Origin of the sequence: Kitasatospora sp. NPDC088134 (genome assembly GCF_044741705.1) — a bacterium.
Taxonomy (GTDB): Bacteria; Actinomycetota; Actinomycetes; order Streptomycetales; family Streptomycetaceae; genus Kitasatospora.
In genome coordinates, this window is sequence record NZ_JBIUTD010000014.1 from 59,891 (window position 1) to 82,381 (window position 22,491).

Sequence of the window (22,491 nt, forward strand, 5' to 3'; positions counted from 1 at the left end):
CTCAGTACCGGGCGGAGACCACCCGGGCCAGCTGCTCGACGGTCGCCGCCATGGCGGTCCGGGCCGCGCTCAGGCCGGGCCGGGGGTCGCTGGCCGCCGGGTGGGCGGCCAGGTGGGCGCGGACGGCGGGGGTGTAGGCGAGGTTCAGCGCCGTCCCGATGTTGATCTTGACCATGCCGGCCGCGACCGCCGCCGCCAGGCTCTCGTCCGGCACGCCGGAGCTGCCGTGCAGCACCAGCGGGACGGGGACGGCGGCGGCCAGTTCGCGGATCAGCGCGTGGTCGAGCGAGGCGGTCCGCGAGGTCATCGCGTGCGAGGAGCCGACCGCCACCGCGAGCGAGTCCACACCGGTGTCGGCGACGTAGCGGGCCGCCTCGGCGGGGTCGGTGCGGGCGCCGGGGGCGTGCGCGCCGAGCGGGGCCTCGCCGTTCTTGCCGCCGACCCGGCCGAGTTCGGCCTCCAGGTGCAGGCCGTGGCGGTGCGCCCAGGCGGTGGCCTCGGCGGTGGCCTTGACGTTCTCGTCGTGCGGCAGCGCGGAGGCGTCGAACATCGCGGAGGAGAACCCGGCGGCGGGCGCGGCCCGCAGCAGGTCGACGTCCTCGACGTGGTCCAGGTGCAGCGAGACGGGGACCGTCGCGGCGGCGGCGACCTCGGCGCAGGCGCGGGCGATCGGCAGCAGGCGGCCGCCGCGGAAGGCGACCGCGTTCTGGCTGAGCTGGAGGACGACGGGCGTCCCCGCGGCCTCGGCGCCGGCGGCGATCGCCTCGGCGTGCTCCAGGGTGATCACGTTGAAGGCGGGCAGGCCGCGGCGTTCGGCGACGGCGGCGGCGAGCAGGTCGGAGGTGGGGACGAGCGGCACGGCGGGTTCTCCCGGTGGGGTGAGCAGTGAGGCGCAGGTTCCGCTGCTCACCCCTCCGTGGTGGGAGGCCCGGCCGGCCCCGGTGCGGGGCGGCGGCGGGTCAGGCCGGGTTGCCGGCCCTGGCGAAGCGGTCCGCGCCGACGATCCACTCGCCGCGGCGCATGACGGCGGCGAGTTCGTAGCTGTCGGAGTCGAGGACGACCAGGTCGGCGTTCTTTCCGGCCTCCAGGGTGCCGAGGGTGTCGCCCAGGCCCATCAGCCGGGCCGGGACGGTGGACAGCGAGGTGACGGCCTGGTTCAGGGACAGGCCGAGCACGGTGACGGCGCGCCGGAAGGCGACGTCCAGGGTGAGGGTGGAGCCGGCGATGGAGCCGCCCTCGACCAGGCGGGCGACGCCGTCCTCGACCCGGACCTGGAGCGGTCCGAGCGGGTAGAGGCCGTCGCCCATGCCGGCGGCACCCATCGCGTCGGTGATCAGCGCGACGCGCTCGGCGCCGGCCGTGCCGTAGGCGAGTTCCAGCACCGAGGGGTGCAGGTGGACGCCGTCGTTGACCAGCTCGACGGTGACCCGCTCGTCCTCCAGCAGGGCGACGATCGGGCCGGGGGCGCGGTGCTGGATGCCCGGCATCGCGTTGAACAGGTGGGTGGCGACGGTGGCGCCGGCGTCGATCGCCCGCAGGGTGTGCTCGTAGTCGGAGTCGGTGTGGCCGACGGCAGCGATGATGCCGAGGTCGGACAGCATCCGGACCGACTCCAGGCCGCCGGGCAGCTCCGGGGCCAGGGTGAACATCTTCGTGTGGCCGCGGCCGGCGTCGGCGAGCTTGCGCACCAGCGCCGGGTCGGGGTCGCGCAGCAGGTCGGGGCGGTGGGCGCCGCACCGGTTGTGCGAGATGAACGGGCCCTCGAAGTGGATGCCGGCCAGGACGCCGTCCTCCACCAGCTCGGAGAGCACCGCCGCCTGCCGGCAGACCTCGTCGATCTCGCCGGTGACGGTGGAGGCCATCGTCGTGGTGGTGCCGTGCTCCAGGTGCGTGCGGGCGGCGGTGAGCGCCTCCTCGGCGATCCCGGAGGCGTACGAGGCGCCGCCGCCGCCGTGCACGTGCAGGTCGACGAAGCCGGGGACGACGGTGTACCCGGTGAGGTCGAGGTCGCCGGGTTCCACCTCGCCGCCGAGGCCCGCGATGCGGGTGCCCTCGACGGAGAGCCGGCCGCCGTCGATCACCCCGCCGGGCAGGACCAGTCGGGCTCCGGCCAGTGCTGTTCGGTCCGCGGTCACGCGGTCACCTCCATGGAGAGCAGATCCCAGGCGAGCAAGCCTGCGCCCAGGGACGCGGCGGTGTCTTTGAGCATGGCCGGTACGACCTTCGGGGGCATCTGGAAGGTCAACCGCTCGGAGACCGCGGCGCGCAGGGGGGTGAAGAGCGTGTCACCGGCTTCCGCCAGCCCGCCGCCGACGATCACCGTCGACGGGTCGAGCAGGCTCTGGGCCAGCACGATGCCGTCGGCGAGGGCGTCGACCGCGACCTGCCAGACCTCGACCGCCCGCGGGTCGCCGGCGTCGACGGCGCTCGCGCAGGCGGCGGCGTCGGCCTCCGGGTCGCCGCTGGCCCCGGCCCAGGCGCGGGAGACCGCGGAGGCCGAGGCCAGGGTCTCCAGGCAGCCGCGGGCGCCGCAGCCGCACAGCGGCCCGCCGGGGCGGACCACCACGTGGCCGATCTCGCCGCCGTAGCCGTGCGCACCCGCCTCGATCGCGCCGTGGATGCCGATCGCGCCGGCGATGCCGGTGCCCAGGGCGATGAACAGGAAGCGGTCGACTCCCCGTCCGGCGCCGATCCGGCCCTCGGCCAGCCCGCCGGAGCGGACGTCGTGGCCGAGGGCGACGGGGATGCCGCCGAGGCGCTCGCCGAGCAGCTTGCGCATCGGCAGGTCGCGCCAGCCCAGGTTCGCGGAGAAGACCGCGATCCCGTTCTTCTCGTCGATCGTTCCCGGCACGGCGACGCCCGCCGCGAGGGGGGCGGCACCGAACCGGGTGCGGCCCTCCTGCGCCAGGTCGGCGGCGAAGTCGAGGATGGTGGCGACGACGGCGTCCGTGCCGTGCTCCCGCCCGGTCGGTCGGCGTGCTTCGAACAGCACGGAGCCGTCTTGGGCGACCAGCGCGGCCTTCATGCCGGTGCCGCCTACATCGAGTGCGATGACGTGCTTCACGGGGGACAGTTTCCCTTGGCCGGGTCGAAGAGGTCTAGTCCAGTTGCTCGATTGGTCTGGTCCGGAGAGGTGAGGTTTATCGCTCTTTGGAGTCTCCTGGGGGTTTTGCGTTCCGGGGCGGGCCGCCCCGGAGGTCAGGACAGCACGATGGAGCGGGTCAGGTTGCGCGGCCGGTCGGGGTTCAGGCCGCGGTGCTCGGCCAGCGCGACGGCCAGCTTGTGCACCCGGACCAGGTCGGCCAGCGGGTCCAGGCCGCCGGTCCGCGAGTCGGCCACCAGCGTGCCGCCGACCGCCGCCACCTCGTCCGCCAGGCCGTCCGGCAGCTCGCCGAAGGCCCAGGCGGCCCGGCCGGGGGCGGTGATCGAGATCGGGCCGTGCCGGTACTCCATCGCCGGGTACGCCTCGGTCCAGGCCAGTGCGGCCTCGCGCATCTTCAGCCCGGCCTCCTGGGCGAGGCCGTTGGTCCAGCCCGCGCCGAGGAAGGAGATCTGCTCCAGCGCGACCAGCGCGTTCGGCACCTGCCAGGCCACGGCCCGCTCGGCGTCCGCGGCCGCCTGCTCGACGGTGGCGACGCCGGCCGGCAGCGCGCCCTCGGTCTCCAGGTGGGCCCGGAGCAGGGCGACCGCGGTGGTGGCGAACCTGGTCTGCACCACCGAGGACTCGTCGGCGAAGCCCAGGTCGACCAGCTCGCCGGCCACCGCCGCGACCGGCTGGTCCGGGCAGGCGGTGATCGCGGTGCTGGGCAGGTCGGTGGCGGCCAGCAGGCGCAGCACCTCGGTGGTGGTGCCGGAGCGGGTGATCGCCAGCACCCGGTCGTAGCGGCGGCCCAGCGGGAACTCGGAGGCGGCGAAGGCGTCGGTCTCGCCGTGGCCGCCGGTCTCGCGCAGCGCGGCGTACGCCTGGGCCATGAACCAGGAGGTGCCGCAGCCGACCACGGCCACCCGCTCGCCGCGCCGCGGCAGGCCGGCCGGGCCGGTCGCCGCCAGCGCCGCGGCGGTGCGCCAGTTCTCGGGCTGGGTGGCGATCTCCTCGCCGGTCAGGGACGGGTGCGGCATGGGTGGGGACTCCTCTGGCTTCGGCTGGCTTCGATGGAGCTGACTGTGTGCGCAAAGCTGATTGATTTATAGCTGTTTCGAGCATGAGTGCGCAATGCATCGGGAGGGCTCCCGGTGTGCGAAGCTGTCCCGACCGCGAACCGCACGGTCGGGAGGAGCAGGACGGTGTCCAGGTACGAACGTTGGAACGCACTGCTGGAACTGCTGGCCGAACACGGCAAGTTGGACGTGGAGGAGGCGGCCGGCGCGCTGGACGTCTCGGCCGCGACCATCCGCCGCGACCTGGACCAGCTGGCCCGCCAGCAGATGGTCACCCGGACCCGGGGCGGCGCGGTGGCGCACAGCGTCTCCTACGACCTGCCGCTGCGCTACAAGACCGCCCGCAACGCCGACGCCAAGCAGCGGATCGGCGCGCTGGTGGCCGGCCTGGTCGAACCCGGCGAGGTGGTCGGCCTGAACGGCGGCACCACCACGACCGAGGTGGCCCGGGCGCTCGCCGTCCGCCCCGACCTGGCCGAGCAGGGCGAGAGCGGCCAGAGCCTGACTGTGGTCACCAACGCGCTCAACATCGCCAACGAGCTGACGGTCCGTCCGCAGGTGAAGATCGTGGTCACCGGCGGCGTGGCCCGCCCGCAGTCCTACGAGCTGATCGGCCCGCTGGCCGCCCAGGTGCTCGGCGAACTCGCGCTGGACACCGCGGTGCTGGGCGTCGACGCGATCGACACCGAGCACGGCGCCACCGCCCACCACGAGGGCGAGGCGGCGATCAACCGGCTGCTCGCCGAGCGCTCCCGCCGGGTCGTGGTGGCCGCCGACTCCTCCAAGCTCGGCCGTCGCGCCTTCGCCCGGATCTGCGGCCTGGACCGGGTCGACACCCTGGTCACCGACGAGCAGGTCCCGGCCGAACTGGCGGCCGCCTTCGCCGAGGCCGGGGTCACCGTCCTGACCGCCTGACGGTTCGGGCCGGCTGTGACCGTTTTGGCCCGGCCGGTTTCCGCATAGCGGACGGAAAAGCACTCCGTGTTGCGCTGGGCGCAACGGGACCTGACACTTCGATAACTTCCGTCACTACAGGTATGGACCACTACGGCGAGGGGCTGTCAAGGTCGCCGCTGTCACCCTCCCGAAGGCGGTCCCCCTTGAAGCGAACAGCGCTGCTCCCCCTGCCCCTCGTCGGATGTCTGCTGCTCACCGGCTGCGGCTTCGTCTCCGGCGCGAACGGGGTGACGCTCACCGTGGTCGCCGCCGACTACGGCGACGACCCGGCGAACTCCAGCACCGCCTACTGGACCCAGCTCGCCAAGGACTTCGAGGCCGCCAACTCCGACGTCAAGGTCAAGGTCGACGTGGTCCCCTGGGCCGACATCGACAAGCACGTCGCCCAGCTGATCGCCGACGGCAAGATCCCCGACGTGGTGCAGACCGGCGGCTTCGCCGAACAGGTCACCGCCGACCGCCTCTACCCCGTCGGCGACGTGCTCTCCATCGACACCCAGGCCAACCTGCTCGACTCCTTCAGCAAGGCCGGGCAGGTGCTCGGCAGCCAGTACGGCATCCCGTTCATCTCCTCCAGCCGGGTGTTCGTCTACAACAAGGCGATCTTCGACAAGGCCGGCATCACCGCCCCGCCCACCACCTGGGAGGAGCTGCGCAAGGACGCCGAGCAGGTCAAGGCGAAGGTCCCCGGCGTCACCCCGTACGCGCTGCCGCTCGGCCCCGAGGAGGCCCAGGCCGAGTCGATGATCTGGTCGATGAGCGGCGGCGGCGCGCTCTCCGACAACGTCGGCAACTACACCGTCGACAGCCAGCCCAACCGCGAGACCTTCAAGTGGCTGCGCACCAACCTGGTCGACAAGGGCCTCACCTACGCCGACCCCGGCAAGGTCAACCGGGCCACCGCCTTCGAGGACTTCGTCAACGGCAAGGTCGCCATGCTCAACGGCCACCCCGGCCTGCTCAAGGCCGCCGCCGGCAAGGTCCAGTTCGGCACCGCCGCGATCCCGCGCAAGGACAAGACCGTCAAGCCCGTCGCGTTCGGCGTCGCCGACTGGCTGATGGCCTTCAAGGCCAACGGGCACCGGGCGGAGATCAAGAAGTTCCTCAACTTCACCCTCAGCAAGCAGAACACCCTCAAGTTCGACGAGGAGTACAACCTGCTCCCGGTCACCCAGGACACCCTCGACGAGCTGTCCGCCAACCCCGCGCACCAGGACCTCACCGAGTTCCTCAAGGTGCTGCCCACCGCCAACTTCTACCCCTACGGCGACCCCTCCTGGGACAAGGTCAGCAGCCTGCTCAAGCAGCGGATGGGCGAGGTGGTCCGCTCCGGCGGCAACGGGGACGGGGTGCTCGGCGAGCTGCAGAGCTCCGCCGCCGCCGAGTCCTCCCGGGCCCGCAAGAGCGGCTGACCAGGGGCGGCCGGGCCGGGAGGGCGGGGGCCGACACCCCGGGCGCCCAGGCCCTCTCTTTCGGATCTTGCCGGGCGCGCGCCGCCGGATCATCCCGCCTGGAAGCACCGGCGAAACACCCAAGTACACCCAGTACGAGGGCGTTCCGCCGGCACTCCCAGCCGGGCGCCCGACGACGCGCGCTGATCCGACAAGATCCGAAAGAGAGGGCCTAGCCTGGGGGCATGGCCGAACTGACCGAACGCGACCGGGCGGTGCTCGCCCTGGAAGCCCGCGGGTGGCGGACCGCCGGCGCCAAGGAACAGGCGATCCGGCAGGAGCTCGGGATCTCCGCCACCCGCTACTACCAGCTGCTCAACGCCCTGCTCGACCGCACCGAGGCGCTCGCCCACGACCCCGTCCTGGTCAACCGGCTGCGCCGGGTCCGGCAGGCCCGGCGCGAGGCCCGGCAGTGACCGGACACCGCCCGCCCGGGCCCGCCGGCCGGTAGCGTCTCGGGCATGGGAATCGCCGAACAGCTCACGTCCCCGGCCGGCCGCGACGGACTCGCGGGCCTGCTCGCCGACCCGCGCCGCGCCGTCGTCGGACTCGACTTCGACGGCACGCTCGCCCCGATCGTCGCCGACCCCGAACAGGCCCGCGCCCACCCCGGCGTGGTCCCCGCGCTCGGCGCGCTCGCCCCGCTGGTCGGGGCCGTCGTCATCGTCACCGGGCGCCCCGCCGCCACCGCCGTCGCGCACGGCGGCTTCGCCGGCGCCCCCGGACTGGACCGCCTCACCGTCCTCGGCCACTACGGCGCCGAGCGCTGGGACGCCGCGACCGGTGCCGTCACCGCCGCCCCGCCGCCGCCCGGCGTCGCCGCCGTCCGGGCGGCGCTGCCCGGGCTGCTCGCCGCCCTGGACGTCCCCGGGGGGACGTTCGTGGAGGACAAGGAACGGGCGATCGCCGTGCACACCCGGCGCGCCCCCGACCCCGACGGGCTGCTGGAGCGGCTCCGGCTCCCGCTCGGCGAGCTGGCGGACCGGCACGGACTGGTGGTCGAACCCGGCCGGATGGTCCTCGAACTGCGGCCGCCGGGCGTCGACAAGGGCGCCGCGCTGCACGGCTTCCTCACCGAGCGGGCCGCCGGCCCGGTGCTGTTCGCCGGCGACGACCTCGGCGACCTGGCCGCCTACGCGGAGGTCGCCCGCCGCCGCGAGGCCGGCCTCCCCGGCCTGCTGGTCTGCAGCGGCCCCGTCACCGGCGAACCCCCGGTCGCGGCCCTCGCCGACCGCGCCGACCTGGTGGTGGCGGGGCCGGCGGGGGTGGTGGAGGTGCTCAACTCCCTTGCGGAGCTGCTGAGCTGACCGAGGCGGGGCGAGCGGGTCAGAGGGCGTTCAGCTGGTCCAGGAACCACTGCTGGGGCGGGAGGGCCGTCGCGGCCGCGGCGAGGCGCTTGGTGCGGTCGGCGCGGTCGGCGGCGGGCATGGCGAGGGCCTCCGCCAGCGCGTCGGCGGTGGCGACCACGTCGAAGGGGTTGACGGTGATCGCGTCCTCGGCGAGTTCCGCGTACGCGCCGGCCTCGCGGGAGAGCACCAGGGCGCAGCCGCGGTCGGAGACCACCGGGACCTCCTTGGCGACCAGGTTCATGCCGTCCCGGATCGGGTTGACCAGGGCGACGTCGGCGAGCCGGTACGCGGCCAGCGAGCGCGGGAAGTCGTCGTCGAGGTGCAGCAGGACGGGCTGCCAGTCGGCGGTGCCGAACTCGGCGTTCACCTCGGCGGCGAGCCGGCCGACCTCGGCGGTGTAGTCGCGGTAGGCGGCCAGGTCGGTGCGCGAGGGGTAGGCGAAGGCGACGTGCACCACCCGGTCGCGCCACTCGGGGCGGGTGCGCAGCAGGTGCCGGTAGGCGAGCAGGCCGCGGACGATGTTCTTGCTCAGCTCGGTGCGGTCGACCCGGACCACGGTGCGCCGGTCGCCGACGGCCGCGCGCAGGGCGGCCAGCCGCTCGTCCACGTCGGGCCGGTGGGCGCGCTCGCGCAGGAAGTCGCCGTCGGCGCCGAGCCCGTGCACGCCGAGCCGGGTGGTGCGGCCCGCGTGCGTGACGGTCAGCGCCCCGCGGTCGACCTCGGCGCCGAGGACGGCTTCGCAGCAGTCGGCGAAGGCGAGCGCCCAGCGGCGGGTCAGGAAGGCGGCCCGGTCGGCGCCGAGGATGCCCTCCAGGACGGCGGCGGCGACGTCGTCGGGGAGCAGCCGGTAGTAGTCCGGCGGGGCCCACGGGGTGTGCGAGAAGTGGCCGATCCGCAGGTCGGGGCGGCGGGCCCGGAGCAGCGCCGGGGCCAGCGACAGGTGGTAGTCCTGGATCAGCACGGCCGCGCCGGGGGCGGCCTCGGCGGCCAGCGCCTGGGCGAAGGCGGTGTTGTAGGCGAGGTAGGCGGCCCACTCGGTGCGGAACTCCGCGCCGAAGGCCGGCTCGACCGGCGTCTCGTACAGCAGGTGGTGGACGAACCACAGGGTGGAGTTGGCGACGCCGTTGTAGGCGCGGGCGAAGGTCTCCGGGTCGATGTCCAGCATCCGGACGGCCTGTCCGCCGACGTCGTGCCCGGCCAGGTCGAGCCGCCCGTCGGGGGCCTGCCGGGCGGCGGTGCGGTCGGCGTCGGAGAGCGCGGCGCACACCCACACCGCCGACGGGTCGTCGATCGCGGACAGGCCGGAGACCAGCCCGCCGCCGCCTCTGCGCAGGCTCAGGGCACCGTCGTCCTCCACCCGGAAGGACACCGGCCCGCGGTTGGAGGCCACCAGGATCGGGGCGGCTCCGGACGACTCGGGACGTTCGGTCACGTGATCGGCCATACAGCCAACCTTGCCGTGCGACCGGCGGGGCAAACCACTCGGCGCGGCCCGCCGCAGGTGAACAGTGGGTGCTCACCCGCCGCCCACGGAGCCCACCGGCGGCCCGGAGTAGCGGACCGGCACGAAACCGGGCAGCCACGGCGGACGGAGGAACAGGGCGAGCGCGACTGCGGCGGGCGGGGTCAGCAGGCAGCCGGAGGTGAACGGGTGCGGCAGGCCGAACCGGGGCCGCCGGTCAGCGGTTGCGGTACTCCGGGACGGTGGCCATCGGGGGGCGTTCCGAGGTCGGGACGGGGTGGGTGCGCGGGGTGAAGCCCGCGGGGGTGCGGGTGTACTGGGTGAGCAGGGGGCGGACCAGGTCCGGGCCGGCCTTCAGGCGGTCGGTGCGGTCCAGGCGCTCCAGGGCGGTGCGGTAGATGGTGGCGGCCATCCGGCCCAGGGCCTGGCCGTCCTGGTGGCGGTGGTGCCGGACGCCGACGTCGACCTGGGCCAGCGCGTCCAGCCCGACCAGCTCCAACGCGTCGACCAGCAGGCCGAGTTCGACGCCGTAGCCGGTCGGGAAGGGCAGCCGTTCCAGCAGGCTGCGGCGGGCCGCGTACTCGCCGCCGAGCGGCTGTACGAAGCCGGCCAGCTGCGGCCAGTGCAGGTTGAGCAGCGGGCGGGCGACCAGCTCGGTGACCCGGCCGCCGCCCGCCGGGACGACCGCGCCGTCGGCCTCGAAGGGCCGGTCGTACATCGCCTTGACCAGCTGCAGGCCGGGGTCGGTGAGCAGCGGGCCGACGATGCCGGAGACGAACGCCGGGTCGAACTCGCGCAGGTCGGCGTCCACGTAGCAGACGATCGCGCCGCGGGTGGCGTACAGGGCCCGCCACAGCACCTCGCCCTTGCCGGGGCCGGCCGGCAGCCGGGGCAGCACGCCGTCGCGGTGCACCACCCGGGCGCCCGCCGCGGCCGCCGCCGCGGCGGTGCCGTCCACCGAGCCGGAGTCGACCACCACCAGTTCGTCGACCAGCGGGTGACGCTCCATCAGCTCCGTCCGGATCGCGCCGACGATGGCGCCGACGGTGGGCTCCTCGTCCAGCGCGGGCAGCACCACGGAGACCGTGCCGGCCGGGCCGGCGGCGCGCTTGGCGGCGAGCAGGGCGGCCAGCGGCCGGTCGGCCGCCGTCCACGACCTGCGGCGCAGCCAGTCGGCCACCTCCGGCAGTACCCCGGGCTCGGGCTGCTCGGCCAAGGTCTCGCTCCCTGTCTCGGTTCGTCTCGGGTGTCGGACGCCGGGTGGGTCCGCAGCCGCCTTCGGATACAGTCTTCGTACTGCGGTCGGACCTTCGCACGTCGGGGTCGCTCGCAGCGTACGACCACAACTTCACACAGCTCATCCAGAGGGACTGAGGGAACGGCCCGTTGAAGTCCCGGCAACCCTCCCGTGCGGCCAGCAGGCCCGGCGGGACAGGTGCCAATTCCGTCCCGGACGCGACCGCGTTCCGGGGAAGATGAGGAGAAAGGGCCTCGCCACCATGGCTGTTGACACCGCCGCACCCACCGCCGTCGACCTCGGTCCGGCCACCGCGCTGTCCTGTCGGGAGTGCGGCACGCGCTTCCCGCTCGGCCCGAGCTTCGCCTGCCTGGAGTGCTTCGGCCCGCTGGAGATCGCCTACGACTACACCGGCCACGACGCCGAGGAGCTGCGCAAGCGGATCGAGGCCGGCCCGGCGTCGATCTGGCGCTACGCCCCGCTGCTGCCCGTCCCGGCCGATGTCGCGGGCAAGCCGAACCTGAACCCGGGCTGGACCCCGCTGGTCAAGGCCGACAACCTGGGCCGCGAGCTGGGCTTCACCGCGCAGCTGCACATCAAGGACGACTCCGGCAACCCCACCCACTCCTTCAAGGACCGGGTGGTGGCCTGCGCGATCGAGGCCGCCCGCGCCTTCGACTTCACCACCCTCTCCTGCTCCTCCACCGGCAACCTGGCCGGCGCGGTGGGCGCCGCCGCCGCCCGGGCCGGCTTCAAGTCCTGCGTGTTCATCCCGCACGACCTGGAGCAGGGCAAGGTCGTGATGGCCGGCGTGTACGGCGGCGAGCTGATCGGCATCGACGGCAACTACGACGACGTGAACCGGTTCTGCTCCGAGCTGATCGGCGACCCGGCCGGCGAGGGCTGGGGCTTCGTCAACGTCAACCTCCGCCCGTACTACGGCGAGGGCTCGAAGACGCTGGCCTTCGAGATCTGCGAGCAGCTCGGCTGGCGGCTGCCCGAGCAGATCGTGATCCCGATCGCCTCCGGCTCCCAGCTCACCAAGATCGACAAGGGTCTGCAGGAGCTGATCAAGCTCGGCCTGGTCGAGGACCGCCCCTACAAGATCTTCGGCGCCCAGGCCGAGGGCTGCTCCCCGGTCTCCGCCGCCTTCAAGGCCGGCCGGGACGTGATCAAGCCGGTCAAGCCGGACACCATCGCGAAGTCGCTGGCGATCGGCAACCCGGCCGACGGCCCGTACGTGCTGGACATCGCCCGCCGTACCGGCGGCGCGGTCGAGGACGTCACCGACGCCGAGGTGGTCGAGGCGATCAAGCTGCTGGCCCGGACCGAGGGCATCTTCGCCGAGACCGCGGGCGGGGTCACCGTCGGCGTGCTGAAGAAGCTGGTCGAGACCGGCCAGCTGGACCCGGCCAAGGAGACCGTGGCGATCAACACCGGCGACGGCCTGAAGACCCTCGACGCGGTCGCCGACGCCGGCCTGACCGCCGTGATCAGCCCGACGCTGGAGGCCCTCCGCGCCAGCGGAATTCTCGATTGAGCGCAGCCGCGCCACTGGCCTCGCCACCGCCTGACACCCCCCGCACCCCCACCCGACGCCGCCGTACGCCCGAGGAGCACCGCATGAGCGCCACCGTCCGCATCCCCACCATCCTGCGCACCTACACCGGCGGCGCCGCCGAGGTCACCGCCGAGGGCGCCACCCTGTCCGCCGTCATCGCGGACCTGGAGGCGAACCACGCGGGCATCGCCGCCCGCCTGCTGGACGACACCGGCAAGCTGCGCCGCTTCGTCAACGTGTACGTGAACGACGACGACGTGCGCTTCGCCGAGGGCCTGGAGACCGAGATCAAGGACGGTGCCTCGGTGTCGATCATCCCCGCGGTGGCCGGCGGCTGCTGAGGCCCCAGCGCATTCACGGAGCCGCCGCCGGACCCGGAATTGCTTTTCCGGCCCGTCCGGCGGCGGCTCCGGGCGTATCCGCGCACGTATCGGCCTGTGTATCGGCCGAATGCCGGGGGTTTCCCACCTGGTGGGCCGCTGGAATTCCGCTCGGGGCGGAGCGGTAGAGTGCCGGTGCGGGCGTTCCCCGTCGCGGACCGTTTCAATCCTGATTTTCCGCACCGCCCCGCACTCCGGCGCAGCCCGCGCACCGCACCGTGCCCCGCCCGTTCAGCGCCGCCTTCCGTCCCGGCTTCCGAGACGCGAGCCGGACCGTCCGCCGACCGTTCTGTCAGGCCGCCGTCAGAATTATGCCGGCGATTTGCGGTGGTGCGTCCGTTATGCCCGGTGGCAATTGTCGGCCGATGCGCCTTTCGCCCCGTCATATCCCTTGCCCTGCTTGGCCATTCCCGGAAATTTGGGCCTGTTGCAGAGGGCGCATATCCGGATACATTCAGCCGCGACAGAGGCTGCGCCGTACGGGGGGGAGTCCCCAGGCCGGCCTTCCAGACCTCCGGGTCCGCGTCCGCGGATCTCTGAAGGGCCAGCACAGCACAAGGGGAGTTCGGAATGGCTCAGGGCACCGTCAAGTGGTTCAACGCCGAGAAGGGCTACGGCTTCATCGCGGTCGACGGTGGAGCGGACGTGTTCGTCCACTACAGCGCGATCCAGATGGACGGCTACCGCACCCTGGAAGAGGGCCAGCGGGTCGAGTTCGAGATCTCGCAGGGTCAGAAGGGTCCGCAGGCCGACATGGTCCGCGCCCCCGGCGCCTGACGGCACCGGAAGACCGCAAGCGCACGGCCCGGCGGGCCTGTTCCCGACGCATCGCGTCCGGGGGCAGGCCCGTCGGCCGTTCCGGGCCTCCGGCGGCGGTCCGGGGGCGACCCCGGGGGTTTCCCGGCGGGACCGTTGGCGCGGGCGAATGGGCTTGCACTCGACACCCGAGAGTGCTAATCATTGGCGTTAGCACTCGCAGTGTGAGAGTGACAAACGGACCGGGCCGGTGAGGCTCCGGAGGCGGTAGGGGAAGGGACCCCCGCTTCCTGGGCCGTCCGTCGCGGGCACCCCTTGGTCCGAGCAGTCGACCGTGTCCCGGAGGACCACTTCTGATGGCCAAGATCATCGCCTTTGACGAGGAAGCCCGCCGCGGCCTTGAGCGTGGCATGAACCAGCTTGCCGACGCCGTGAAGGTCACGCTCGGCCCCAAGGGTCGCAACGTCGTCCTGGAGAAGAAGTGGGGCGCCCCCACCATCACCAACGACGGTGTCTCCATCGCCAAGGAGATCGAGCTCGAGGACCCGTACGAGAAGATCGGCGCCGAGCTCGTCAAGGAGGTCGCCAAGAAGACCGACGACGTCGCGGGTGACGGCACCACCACCGCCACCGTGCTCGCCCAGGCGCTCGTCCGCGAGGGTCTGCGCAACGTCGCCGCCGGCGCCAACCCGATGGCCCTGAAGCGCGGCATCGAGAAGGCCGTCGTCGCCGTCTCCGACCAGCTGCTGGCCCAGGCCAAGGACGTCGAGACCAAGGAGCAGATCGCCTCCACCGCCTCGATCTCGGCCGCCGACACCCAGATCGGCGAGCTCATCGCCGAGGCGATGGACAAGGTCGGCAAGGAAGGCGTCATCACCGTCGAGGAGAGCAACACCTTCGGCCTGGAGCTCGAGCTCACCGAGGGCATGCGCTTCGACAAGGGCTACATCTCCGCCTACTTCGCCACCGACCTGGAGCGCATGGAGACGAGCTTCGAGGACCCGTACATCCTCATCGCCAACTCCAAGATCTCCTCGGTCAAGGACCTCCTCCCGCTGCTGGAGAAGGTCATGCAGAGCGGCAAGCCGCTCGTCATCATCGCCGAGGACGTGGAGGGCGAGGCCCTCTCCACCCTGGTCGTGAACAAGATCCGCGGCACCTTCAAGTCCGTCGCCGTCAAGGCCCCGGGCTTCGGCGACCGCCGCAAGGCCATGCTCGGCGACATCGCCATCCTGACCGGCGGCACCGTGATCTCCGAGGAGGTCGGCCTCAAGCTCGAGAACGCCGGCCTGGACCTGCTGGGCACCGCCCGCAAGGTCGTCATCACCAAGGACGAGACCACCATCGTCGACGGCGGCGGTGACAGCGACCAGGTCGCCGGCCGGGTCAACCAGATCCGCGCCGAGATCGAGAACTCCGACTCGGACTACGACCGCGAGAAGCTCCAGGAGCGCCTCGCCAAGCTGGCCGGCGGCGTGGCCGTCATCAAGGCCGGCGCGGCCACCGAGGTCGAGCTCAAGGAGCGCAAGCACCGCATCGAGGACGCGGTGCGCAACGCCAAGGCCGCCGTCGAGGAGGGCATCGTCGCCGGTGGTGGCGTCGCCCTGCTGCAGGCCGGTGTCGCGTTCGACAAGCTGGAGCTGGAGGGCGACGAGGCCACCGGTGCCAACATCGTCCGCGTGGCCCTGGAGGCCCCGATCAAGCAGATCGCGACCAACGCCGGCCTCGAGGGCGGCGTCGTGGTCGAGAAGGTCCGCAACCTGCCCGCCGGCCACGGCCTGAACGCCGCGACCAACGAGTACGTCGACCTGATCGCCTCCGGCATCATCGACCCCGCCAAGGTCACCCGCTCCGCCCTGCAGAACGCCGCCTCCATCGCGGCCCTGTTCCTCACCACCGAGGCCGTCATCGCCGACAAGCCGGAGAAGGCCGCCGCGGCCGCCGGCGGCGGCATGCCGGGCGGTGACATGGACTTCTGATCCCCTCGGGATCGGAACGTTCCACACGTTCGCTCGTGAGGGCGGCCTCCTTCGGGAGGCCGCCCTCACGGCGTTCCCGCCCGCGTCACCCTTTCGTGGGACGGGTCGGTGCAGAGTGCCCCTGCGGTCCGTACCGTGGCCGGCAGGAGGGTGACGGTGGAACTCGACCAGGACTGGGCCTACTTGCTGGGTGCGTGGCGGACGCTCGACGTCCCCGAGGGTTGGCGCGCCGAGATCACGGAGGGGCGGATCGTCCTGACGCCACCGCCCGGCATAGGCCACGTCCGCATCGCTGCGGAACTGCACAAGGTGCTGACACGGCGGCTGCCGGACGAGGTCGGCGTCTACCAGCGGCTGGGCGTGGCGATCGTGGGGTGGAGGGAACTGTGCGTTCCCCACCTGGCCGTGGTGGCGGAGGCTGTGCTCCGCAGCGGGGAGGACGACGACCCGATCGACGCGGCGGACGTGCTGCTGGCCGTCGAGATCACCTCGCGCAGCACGGCCCGGCAGGACCGGACGAAGAAGCTCTGGGGCTACGCGCACGCGCCTGTGCCGCTCTATCTGCTGGTCGACCGCTTCGACCAGCCCGGGCCGACGGTGACGCTCTACTCGGAGCCGTCCGACGGGGCGTACGGGCAGAGTGTGCGGGTGCCGTTCGGGAAGCCCATCGAACTGCCGGAGCCGTTCGGGGTCGTACTGGAGACGGCGGGTTTTCCGGTGCCGTAGCGGGGTGCGGGACAATGGGCGGATGGCCAGTTCCGACATCGAAGCCGCCCTGCACAACGCGCGGGCGCTGATCCTCGCCGACCTGACCTCCCGGGACGTCGCGGAGGCGGCGATCGTGTCCTTGGTGGAGGATGCCGTCACCCATCGCCGGTGGTGGCTCGAACAGTGGCCCGCGGGCTGCGAGTTCGTGCTCGGGCTGATCGCGCAGGACGTGCAGGACGCGCTGCTGGAGTCCTACGGGCGGTGGCCGCTGTGCATCGCCTGTGCCGAGGAGGAGGACGACCCGCACGCGCTGGGCGTCGAGCCCGAGTTGGGGCCGGACCCGCACTGGGTGTGCGGGAAGCGCGGGGTGGTCGTGGCGCCCGTCGGCGGGCTGGCGTGATCCTGATCGACCCACCCTCCTTGCCCGCCATCGGGCAGGAGGGGCCCTTGACTGGCCCGGGTACGGCAAGTGGTGGTCGCACCTGGTCAGCGACGTCTCGCTGGCCGAACTGCACGCCTTCGCCGCCGAGTTGGGCGCTCCCGCGAAGGGCTTCGAGCGCGATCTCCCCCAGCCTTCGGCCGGGGGGACCCCCTTCGACATCCCGGCGCACTGGTACGAGAAGGCGCTGGCACTGGGCGCCACCCCCGTGGCCAGCCGGGAGCTGGTGGCCCGGCTGACGGCGGCCGGGCTGCGGGTGCGCAAGCACGGCGGGTGAGGGTCCGTCAGGCCGTGAGCCGGTCCAGTTCGGCGCGCATGTTGGCGCGGGCCCGCGCGTCGTAGCGCGCGTGCGCCTCGGGGGTGCGGAACAGGGCGGGCAGGGCGAGGAGTTGGCGCAGGATCGCGGTGCGCCCCTCGCGGAAGGCGTCCGGGGGGACGAAGGAGTACTCGTCGCGGATCGCCGCGGTGTAGGCGGCGTACGCCTCGGGCGGGCCGCCGAGGACGGCGAGGTCGGCGTCGCAGAGCACCTCGCCGTTGCGGTCGCCGGGGTCGGGGTGGTGGGTGGTGGTGAGGCGGACCAGGCGGGCGACCTCGTGCACCAGGGGCTCGGGCAGGCCCGCCTCGCGCAGGGCGCGGCAGGCGAGGTTCGCGCTGCGCTCCTCGTTCTCGGAGCGGTCGGGCCGGTAGACGGCGTCGTGGAACCAGGCGGCCAGCCGGACGGCGTCCGGGTCGTCGGCGTGCCCGGCCAGCTCGTCGACCCGGTCCAGGACCGCCGCCAGGTGGGCGGTGGTGTGGTAGTGGCGCTGCGGCTCGGCCCAGCGGGCGAGCAGGTCGTCGGCGTAGGGCCCGGGGTCGGCGGTGGCGCCGCAGCGGGTGAGCAGGTCGTGCCAGCGAGCGGACAGCGAGGCGGTCATGGCGGCCATTCTGCTCCCTCCGGGTTCCCGCCGGGCCGGTGCCGCCGTCCCCGCGGTGTGACCTAGCCTATATGTAGTTCGCCGACTTATGTCGCAGACTTGAGTACTCGACGAGCAGCGGCTATACATACTCGGTATGCAAGACGTTCCGCTGTTCCGAGGGGGAGCCATGACCGGATCACTCGCGCAGGCCGTCCTGCGCCTGGAAGGCGTCGGCCGCGTGCACGGCAAGGGTGCCGCCGAGGTGCACGCCCTGCACCCGATCGACCTGGAGGTGCGGGCCGGGGAGTTCCTGGCCGTGATGGGGCCCTCCGGCTCCGGCAAGTCCACCCTGCTCGCGCTGGCCGGCGGCCTGGACCGCCCGTCCACCGGCCGGGTGCTGGTCGAGGGCGTCCCGCTGGAGGGCCTGGGCCGGGCCGGGCTGGCCGACGTGCGCCGCCGCTCGGTGGGCTACGTCTTCCAGTCCTACAACCTGCTCCCGTCGCTGACCGCGGCCGAGAACATCGCCCTGCCGCGCGAGCTGGACGGCGTCCCCGCCCGCACCGCCCGCAAGGAGGCGCTGGCCGCGCTCGCCGAACTCGGCATCGGCGAACTCGCCGACCGGTTCCCCGAGGACATGTCCGGCGGCCAGCAGCAGCGGGTCGCCATCGGCCGGGCGCTGGTCGGTGAACGCCGCCTGGTGCTGGCCGACGAACCGACCGGCGCACTGGACTCGGCCACCGGCGAGGCCGTGCTGGAACTGCTCCGGGCCCGCTGCGACGCGGGCGCCGCCGCCATGATGGTCACCCACGACGCCACCCACGCGGCCTGGGCGGACCGGGTGGTCTTCCTGCGCGACGGCCGGATCGTCGACGAGGCCGTGCACCGCGCCCCGCAGCGGACGGGAGCGGCCCGATGAGCACCTGGCGCCCCCTGCTCCGGATCGCCCGCCGCGACGCCTGGCGGTCCAAGGGCCGCAGCGCCCTGGTCGCCGCGATGATCGCGCTGCCCGTGCTCGGCGCCACCGGCGTCGACGTGGTCCACCGCAGCACCCAGCTCGCCCCCGCCGAGCGCGCCGACCGGCTGATGGGCCGGGCCGACGCGCTGATCGGCGCCCACGACCCCGGCACCGCCCTCGAACAGGCGGTCTTCCCGGCGGACGGCGTGCGCTTCCGGCCGAGCCGCCCCGCCGACCCGCCCAGCGCCGAGCACAAGCGCGCCGTCGAGACCGAACCCGAGGTCCTGCTCCGCGAGCTGCTGCCGCAGGGCAGCACCCTCACCCCCGCCCGGACCGGCCCGATCGCGGTGGTCGGCAGCAAGGACGGCCTGGCCTCCGTCGACACCTTCGAGGCCGACCTGACCGGGCAGCTCTGGCAGGGCCGGATCGACCTGGTCTCCGGCCGCGCCCCCGCCGCCCCGCACGAGGCCGCCGTCACCGCGGGCTTCCTGACCGCCACCGGCCTGCGGATCGGCGACAGCGCGGTCTTCCGCGGCCTGGAGTCCACCCCGTTCCGGCTGACCGGCGTGGTCGAGCACCCCGCCGAGCTGGACAAGGTCGAACTGGTCGCCCGCCCCGGCGAGCTGTACCGGCCGCTGGACGCCGCGATGGCCGCCGCCGGCATCGCCCCGAAGACCGAGGGCGCCGAGCAGGCCGCCGCCCGCAAGGCCGCCTGGCTGGTCACCCTGCCCGCCGGCGCCGCACTGGGCTGGGACAAGGTCACCGAACTCAACCGCTACGGCTACACCATGGCGAGCCGTCAGGTCGCCGCCCACCCGCCCGCCGGCGCGCTGCGGGCCGAGGAGGGCGTCACCGAGAAGGAGGAGCGCGAGCGCCGGGTGATGACCATCGCCACCACCGCCGCGATGGCGCTGCTGGAGGTCGCCCTGCTGGCCGGTCCGGCGTTCGCGGTCGGCGCCCGCCGGGCCCGCCGCCAGCTCGCCCTGCTCGGCGCGGCCGGCGGCCGCCCCGGCCACGTCCGGGCCGTGGTGCTCGGCGGCGGCCTGGTGCTCGGCGCGGTCGGCGCCGCCCTCGGCGCGGTGCTCGGCACCGGCCTGGTCGCCGTGCTGCGCCCGCAGATCGAGGCCTGGGGCGGCAGCCGCTTCGGCGCCCTGACGCTCCGTCCGCTCGACCTGCTGGTGATCCTGCTGGTCGGCGTCACCACCGCGCTCGCCGCCGCCCTGCTGCCCGCCCTGCAGGCCGGCCGCCGCGAGGTGCTGGCCGGGCTGACCGACCGCGACCCGGTGCGCCGCTCCGCCCGCTGGGTGCCGCCGCTCGGCCTCGCCGTCGCCGCCGCGGGCGCCGCGCTCGCCCTGTACGGCGCCGTGCTGGCCCCCGTCGGCGGGATGCCGGTGCTCGGCGGGCTGTCCGTCCGCACGCTGTCCGTGCTCACCGGCGGCGTGCTCGCCGAACTCGGCCTGCTGCTGTTCATCCCGCTGCTGCTGGCCGGCCTCGGCCGGCTCGCCCGCCACCTCCCGGTCGGCCCCCGGCTCGCCCTGCGGGACGCCTCCCGGCACCGCTCCCGGACGGCGCCCGCCGTCGCTGCGGTGCTCGCCGCCGTCGCCGGGGCGGTCGCCGTCGGCGTCCACACCGCCGGCGCCGAGGCCCAGGACCGGGCCATGTACCGGCTCGACCAGCCCCCCGGCGCGGTCCGGATCGACCTGTACGGCGACGCCGACGCGATGCCGCAGCTGCGCACCGCCGTGCCCCAGGACATCCCGGACCTCGGCGAGCGCGCCGACCTCTACCAGGCCGTCTACGTGTTCTGCGACAACTGCCAGTCGATGGTGACGGCGCAGGGGAGCAAGTCCTTCGAGGAGAGCCGCGGACGCTCCGCGGTGGTCGGCGACGCCGCCGTGCTGCACAACCTGCTGGCGCTGCGCGACCCCGCCGCCGAGACCGCGCTCGGCGCGGGCAAGGCCGTGGTCACCGACCCCGCGTACCTGCACGACGGCAAGGTGGTGCTCCAGATGCAGGGCAACGCCATGGAACTGAAGACCCTCCAGGTGGACGCCGTCCTGGTCGAGCGCCCCGCCGGACAGCGCTACGCGCCGGTGGTGGTCCCGCCGCAGACGATCGAGCGGCTCGGCCTGAAGACCGCGCCCGCCGGGGCGATCTGGCTGCCCGCCGGACCGGTCGCCGAGCGCGCCGAACAGCGCGCCGCCGCCACCGTCGCCCGGCTCGCCCCGCACTCCCAGCTGCTGGTGGAACGCGGCTTCCGGGCCAAGGACAGCGCCATGCAGCTCGCCATCGGCGGCTTCGCGGCCCTGGTCGTGCTCGGCGCCGCCATGGTCTCCACCGCGCTGGCCGCCGCCGACGCCCGCCGGGAGCGCGCCGTGCTCTCGGCGATCGGGGCCCGCCCCCGCACCCGGCGCACCGTCGCCGGGCTCCAGGCCGGACTGATCGTCCTGTTCGGCGCCCTGCTCGGCACCGTCAGCGGCTTCGTCCCCGCCTACGCCCTGCTGCGCTCCCGGGTGGCCGGCGTGCTGGGCGCGCCCACCGTGCTGAACCCCGCCGACGTCCCCTGGGCGAGCATCGGACTGCTGGCCCTGGCCCTGCCGCTGCTGGCCGGCCTGCTCGGCGCGGCCCGCCGGGACGACACCTCGGGCCGGCGCGGGTAGCGGACGGGGTGCCGGCCGGGCGGGTCCGGCCGTCGGGCAGGCTGGCGCGGATAGGCAGTTCGGCGATATATGTAGTCGTATGACCGAACGCGCCATGCAGGAGCCCACGCTGCTGCTGCTCACCGCCCTCGCCGACGCCCCCCGGCACGGATACGCGCTGATCCAGGAGATCGACGCGATCTCCGGGGGGCGGGTGAAGATGCGGACCGGCACCCTGTACGGCGCGCTCGACCGGCTGCTCCAGCAGGGCCTGATCGAGGTTTCCGCCGAGGAGATCGTCGACGGCCGGGCCCGCCGGACCTACGCCCTCACCGACGGCGGACGCGGCCTGCTGGCCGCCGAGGCCGAACGGCTGCGCACCGTCGCCGCCGAGGCGCAGCGCCGCCTCGGCGGCCTCGTCGCGCCCGAGGGGGCGACGGCATGAGCGTCGCCCTGCGCACCGCCCTCGCGCTCTACCCCGCCCGCTACCGCCGCGACCGGGGCGCCGAACTCGCCGAGGTCTTCGCCGACACCACCGAGGGCGCCGGCCGGCTCGCCACCGCCCGCGAGGCGCTCGACCTGGCCGGCTACGGCCTGCGGATGCGGGTCGGCCTGACCGCCACCGCCCTCGGCGGCCGGCTGCTCGCCGTCGCCGCCCCGCTGCTGGCCGGCACCCTGGTCGGCCTCAGCGCACTGCCCGGCTTCGGCGACAGTCGGCTGCTGCACGTGCAGGGGGCCGCCCGCGCGGGCCTGCACGCCCCCGTGAACGAGCTGGTGGAGAACCTCGCGATCCTCGGCCTGGCCGTCGTCCCGCTGCTGCTCGCCGCCGCCGTCGCCACCGGCGCCTGGCGGGCCGCCCGGGTGCTGGGCACCGGGGTCGCGCTGCTCGCCGCCGTCCGGCTCGGCTTCGCCGCCGTCCAGTACTGCGACGTCCAGCATGGCGACTACTGGTTCTTCCTCTACCTGGCGACCGCCCTGGTGCCGTACCTGCTGGGCGGGGCGATGCTGGCCGCCGCCCCCGCCGAACTGCTGGAGTCGCGAGGTCGCACCGACCGGCTGCTGGTGCTGGCCGGCGCGGCCGCCGGGTTCGCCGTCACCCGCGCCCAGGGGGCCTACGACACCCGCAACCTGATGGACGACTGGTGGCCGCTGCTCCTACTGGTGGTCCCGCTGCTGCTGGTGCTGTTCGCCGCCCGGGACCGGCTGCTGCCCGCCGCGCTCGGCCTGGCCGTGATGCCGCTGACCGCCGCGTTCAGCCTCTTCTCGCTCTGGGAGGAGGTCGGCGGCATGTGGCGGCTGGCGCCCGCCGTGCTGCTCGGCTCCGCCACGCTGCTGCTGGCCGCCCGGGCGCTGGCCGGCGGACGGCGGGAGCGGGCCCTGGAAATCTGATACCCCGTACGCCCGAGGCCGGGCCCGGAGAGCGGACACCGCTCCGGGGCCCGGCCTCGGGCGTACGGTCCGCGGGGCACCGATCCGGCGGACCGGGACGAACGGGACGCGAACGCCGGGGGACGTCCCGCCGAACGGCCGAGAGGGCTCGCCCGGCGCGGACGGATGTGGCACG

22 protein-coding genes and 1 riboswitch are annotated in these 22,491 nt (G+C 74.0%); of the genes, 15 read left to right on the forward strand and 7 right to left on the reverse strand.

Annotation, left to right across the window (positions count from 1 at the left end; genetic code table 11):
- Window position 1: 1 nt before the first annotated feature.
- From ACIOHG_RS22050 to ACIOHG_RS22065, 4 genes are all read right to left on the reverse strand, one after another.
- Complete coding sequence (locus tag ACIOHG_RS22050; protein ID WP_400953384.1) at window positions 2-859, reverse strand: ketose-bisphosphate aldolase; 858 nt, start codon at window positions 857-859, stop codon at window positions 2-4.
- 100 nt (window positions 860-959) lie between these two features.
- A complete protein-coding gene (gene nagA / locus ACIOHG_RS22055) occupies window positions 960-2,135 on the reverse strand; it encodes an N-acetylglucosamine-6-phosphate deacetylase (RefSeq protein WP_400953191.1) in 1,176 nt (391 codons plus the stop codon).
- Complete coding sequence (locus ACIOHG_RS22060; RefSeq protein ID WP_400953193.1) at window positions 2,132-3,064, reverse strand: ROK family protein; 933 nt, start codon at window positions 3,062-3,064, stop codon at window positions 2,132-2,134. Before ACIOHG_RS22060 ends, nagA begins: the two co-directional genes overlap by 4 nt.
- 134 nt (window positions 3,065-3,198) lie before the next feature.
- On the reverse strand, window positions 3,199-4,119 hold the full coding sequence (locus ACIOHG_RS22065) for an SIS domain-containing protein (protein ID WP_400953195.1): 921 nt from the start codon (window positions 4,117-4,119) through the stop codon (window positions 3,199-3,201).
- Window positions 4,120-4,284: 165 nt separating this feature from the next.
- Between ACIOHG_RS22065 and ACIOHG_RS22070 the strand changes: the two genes are divergently transcribed.
- From ACIOHG_RS22070 to otsB, 4 genes are all read left to right on the forward strand, one after another.
- A complete protein-coding gene (locus ACIOHG_RS22070) occupies window positions 4,285-5,073 on the forward strand; it encodes a DeoR/GlpR family DNA-binding transcription regulator (RefSeq protein ID WP_400953197.1) in 789 nt (262 codons plus the stop codon).
- A gap of 185 nt (window positions 5,074-5,258) precedes the next feature.
- Window positions 5,259-6,527, forward strand: coding sequence for an extracellular solute-binding protein (locus tag ACIOHG_RS22075; protein WP_400953199.1), 1,269 nt, complete (start codon window positions 5,259-5,261; stop codon window positions 6,525-6,527).
- Between the two features lie 224 nt (window positions 6,528-6,751).
- Entirely contained in the window at window positions 6,752-6,982 is a 231-nt protein-coding gene (locus ACIOHG_RS22080) for a DUF3263 domain-containing protein (protein ID WP_400953201.1), read from the forward strand.
- Window positions 6,983-7,027: 45 nt separating this feature from the next.
- Window positions 7,028-7,873, forward strand: a complete 846-nt coding sequence (gene otsB, locus ACIOHG_RS22085; protein WP_400953203.1) for a trehalose-phosphatase — start codon at window positions 7,028-7,030, stop codon at window positions 7,871-7,873.
- 19 nt (window positions 7,874-7,892) lie between these two features.
- On the opposite strand, the gene ACIOHG_RS22090 is transcribed toward otsB, so the two are convergent.
- Together ACIOHG_RS22090 and ACIOHG_RS22095 are read right to left on the reverse strand one after the other, a co-directional pair.
- Window positions 7,893-9,359, reverse strand: coding sequence for a trehalose-6-phosphate synthase (locus ACIOHG_RS22090; protein ID WP_400953205.1), 1,467 nt, complete (start codon window positions 9,357-9,359; stop codon window positions 7,893-7,895).
- A 235-nt stretch (window positions 9,360-9,594) separates the two neighbouring features.
- The gene (locus tag ACIOHG_RS22095) at window positions 9,595-10,593 is read right to left on the reverse strand and encodes a glucosyl-3-phosphoglycerate synthase (RefSeq protein WP_400953207.1); all 999 of its coding nucleotides are present in this window, start codon (window positions 10,591-10,593) and stop codon (window positions 9,595-9,597) included.
- A gap of 138 nt (window positions 10,594-10,731) precedes the next feature.
- A riboswitch (SAM riboswitch) is annotated at window positions 10,732-10,859 on the forward strand.
- A 17-nt stretch (window positions 10,860-10,876) separates the two neighbouring features.
- Here ACIOHG_RS22095 and thrC point away from each other — a divergent pair.
- The 7 genes from thrC to ACIOHG_RS22130 all read left to right on the forward strand — a co-directional run bounded on the left by thrC (window position 10,877) and on the right by ACIOHG_RS22130 (window position 16,714).
- Entirely contained in the window at window positions 10,877-12,154 is a 1,278-nt protein-coding gene (gene thrC, locus ACIOHG_RS22100; RefSeq protein ID WP_400953209.1) for a threonine synthase, read from the forward strand.
- 83 nt (window positions 12,155-12,237) lie between these two features.
- Window positions 12,238-12,516 (forward strand): MoaD/ThiS family protein, encoded by a 279-nt coding sequence (locus tag ACIOHG_RS22105; RefSeq protein ID WP_014137492.1) that lies wholly within the window; start codon window positions 12,238-12,240, stop codon window positions 12,514-12,516.
- A 609-nt stretch (window positions 12,517-13,125) separates the two neighbouring features.
- On the forward strand, window positions 13,126-13,332 hold the full coding sequence (locus tag ACIOHG_RS22110; protein ID WP_400715168.1) for a cold-shock protein: 207 nt from the start codon (window positions 13,126-13,128) through the stop codon (window positions 13,330-13,332).
- Window positions 13,333-13,667: 335 nt separating this feature from the next.
- Window positions 13,668-15,290, forward strand: a complete 1,623-nt coding sequence (groL, locus tag ACIOHG_RS22115) for a chaperonin GroEL (RefSeq protein ID WP_400953211.1) — start codon at window positions 13,668-13,670, stop codon at window positions 15,288-15,290.
- A 156-nt stretch (window positions 15,291-15,446) separates the two neighbouring features.
- Entirely contained in the window at window positions 15,447-16,016 is a 570-nt protein-coding gene (locus ACIOHG_RS22120) for a Uma2 family endonuclease (protein ID WP_400953213.1), read from the forward strand.
- Window positions 16,017-16,038: 22 nt separating this feature from the next.
- Complete coding sequence (locus tag ACIOHG_RS22125) at window positions 16,039-16,398, forward strand: hypothetical protein (RefSeq protein WP_400953215.1); 360 nt, start codon at window positions 16,039-16,041, stop codon at window positions 16,396-16,398.
- Window positions 16,280-16,714 (forward strand): DUF4031 domain-containing protein, encoded by a 435-nt coding sequence (locus tag ACIOHG_RS22130; RefSeq protein WP_400953217.1) that lies wholly within the window; start codon window positions 16,280-16,282, stop codon window positions 16,712-16,714. The genes ACIOHG_RS22125 and ACIOHG_RS22130 overlap by 119 nt, the downstream gene beginning before the upstream one ends.
- A gap of 7 nt (window positions 16,715-16,721) precedes the next feature.
- Here the strand turns inward: ACIOHG_RS22130 and ACIOHG_RS22135 are convergent, their stop codons facing one another.
- Window positions 16,722-17,351, reverse strand: coding sequence for a hypothetical protein (locus ACIOHG_RS22135; RefSeq protein ID WP_400953219.1), 630 nt, complete (start codon window positions 17,349-17,351; stop codon window positions 16,722-16,724).
- A gap of 169 nt (window positions 17,352-17,520) precedes the next feature.
- Here ACIOHG_RS22135 and ACIOHG_RS22140 point away from each other — a divergent pair, with 169 nt between their 5' ends.
- The 4 genes from ACIOHG_RS22140 to ACIOHG_RS22155 all read left to right on the forward strand — a co-directional run bounded on the left by ACIOHG_RS22140 (window position 17,521) and on the right by ACIOHG_RS22155 (window position 22,316).
- Window positions 17,521-18,249: an ABC transporter ATP-binding protein gene (locus ACIOHG_RS22140; protein ID WP_400953221.1), complete on the forward strand. Its 729-nt coding sequence runs from the start codon at window positions 17,521-17,523 to the stop codon at window positions 18,247-18,249.
- Window positions 18,246-20,948: an FtsX-like permease family protein gene (locus ACIOHG_RS22145; protein WP_400953223.1), complete on the forward strand. Its 2,703-nt coding sequence runs from the start codon at window positions 18,246-18,248 to the stop codon at window positions 20,946-20,948. The genes ACIOHG_RS22140 and ACIOHG_RS22145 overlap by 4 nt, the downstream gene beginning before the upstream one ends.
- A gap of 79 nt (window positions 20,949-21,027) precedes the next feature.
- Window positions 21,028-21,372, forward strand: coding sequence for a PadR family transcriptional regulator (locus ACIOHG_RS22150; protein ID WP_400953225.1), 345 nt, complete (start codon window positions 21,028-21,030; stop codon window positions 21,370-21,372).
- Window positions 21,369-22,316, forward strand: coding sequence for a hypothetical protein (locus tag ACIOHG_RS22155; protein ID WP_400953226.1), 948 nt, complete (start codon window positions 21,369-21,371; stop codon window positions 22,314-22,316). The genes ACIOHG_RS22150 and ACIOHG_RS22155 overlap by 4 nt, the downstream gene beginning before the upstream one ends.
- Window positions 22,317-22,491 lie beyond the last annotated feature (175 nt).